Origin of the sequence: Mesorhizobium sp. M7A.F.Ca.CA.002.09.1.1, from assembly GCF_003998555.1 — a bacterium.
GTDB lineage: Bacteria > Pseudomonadota > Alphaproteobacteria > Rhizobiales > Rhizobiaceae > Mesorhizobium > Mesorhizobium ciceri.
Genome location: NZ_RZRR01001125.1, coordinates 1 through 1,496, shown reverse-complemented (window position 1 = coordinate 1,496; position 1,496 = coordinate 1). Strand labels below are relative to the sequence as shown.

Genomic DNA, 1,496 nt, shown 5'->3' with positions numbered 1-1,496 from the left:
TCTTCGCACCGATCATGGGCGGCTTGAGCGACCGGTTCGGGCGGCGGCCGATCCTGCTCGCATCGGTGCTGACCTTCTCCATCGACAATCTGATCTGCGCCGTCGCCTGGTCCTACCCGATGCTGTTCATCGGGCGCGTGCTGGCCGGCATTTCGGGCGCCAGCTATTCGACGACATCGGCCTTCATCGCCGACATCTCGAACGATGACAATCGGGCTAAGAATTTCGGCCTGCTCGGCATCGCATTTGGCGTCGGCTTCGTCATCGGGCCGGTTCTGGGCGGGCTGCTCGGCACGTTCGGGCCGCGCGTGCCGTTCTATTTCGCCGCCGGGCTCGCCTTCGTGAATTTCCTCATCGCTTTGTTTTTCCTGCCGGAAACGCTCGATGACAAGCACCGCCGCCGCTTCGAGTGGAAACGCGCCAACCCGGTCGGCACGCTTCTGCAGATGCGCCAATATCAAGGCATCGGCTGGATCGGGCTTGTCTTCTTCCTGATGACGCTCGGGCATATGATGTATCCGGCGGTCTGGTCGTTCGTCTCCAGCTACCGCTATGGCTGGAGCGAGCAGCAGATCGGCTTCTCGCTCGGCGCCTTTGGCCTGTGCGGCGCGATCGTCATGGCGACGGTGCTGCCGCGCGTCATCCCTAGGCTTGGCGAGTGGAAGACCGCAGTCATCGGCCTGACATTCACGGCAGCCAGCGCCTTCGGCTACGCCTTCGCGTCGCAAGGCTGGATGATCTATGCGGTGATCGTCGTCGGCTGCCTGGAAGCGCTGGCCGACCCGCCGCTGCGGAGCCTCGCCGCCGCCAAGGTGCCGCCTTCGGCGCAAGGCGAACTGCAGGGCGCGATGACCTCGATCTTCTCGATCACCTCGATCATCACGCCGCTGCTCTACACGGCGATCTTTTCCTGGTTCACCGGGCCAAGCGCGCCGGTGACCTTCGGCGGCGCGCCCTATCTGCTGGGAGCGTGCTTCCTGACGCTGGCGGTCATCGTCTTTGTGACGAAAGTTGCGAGGCCGGCAGCGCGCACGAATGTCGCCACCGGTGTCGCTGAGGATGGAGCACAGGTGTGAGTCACAACCGCATTGCGCTCACCAGGGAGGGCCATCCCGGCAGGGCAATGAGGGGCGGCGCTACCGGATCGCGCTAAGCCCGTTCGGCCAGCAATTCCTCACCGCGCTTTTCGCGGATCAAATTGACGAAGCGGCGGAACAGGTAGTGTGAATCCTGCGGGCCGGGCGAAGCCTCGGGGTGATGCTGGACCGAGAACACCGGCCGGCCGGTCAGGGTGATGCCGCAATTCGAACCGTCGAACAGCGAGACGTGGGTTTCCTCGACGCCTGATGGCAGCGAGTCGGCATCCACGGCAAAGCCGTGGTTCATCGAGACGATCTCGACCTTGCCGGTGGTGTGGTCCTTGACCGGATGGTTGGCGCCGTGATGGCCCTGGTGCATCTTGGCGGTCTTGCCGCCCAGCGCCAGCGCCAGCATCT

The 1,496-nt window shown here is 64.3% G+C and carries 1 protein-coding gene and 1 pseudogene; one reads left to right on the top strand and one right to left on the bottom strand.

What is annotated here, in order from left to right:
- Window positions 1-1,076 (top strand): MFS transporter (locus tag EN994_RS30950; protein WP_164746392.1); only part of this gene is annotated, 1,076 nt, incomplete at its 5' end.
- A 73-nt stretch (window positions 1,077-1,149) separates the two neighbouring features.
- On the opposite strand, the pseudogene EN994_RS30945 reads toward EN994_RS30950, so the two are convergent.
- Window positions 1,150-1,496, bottom strand: a pseudogene (locus tag EN994_RS30945) (carbamoyl phosphate synthase small subunit); the annotation flags it as partial.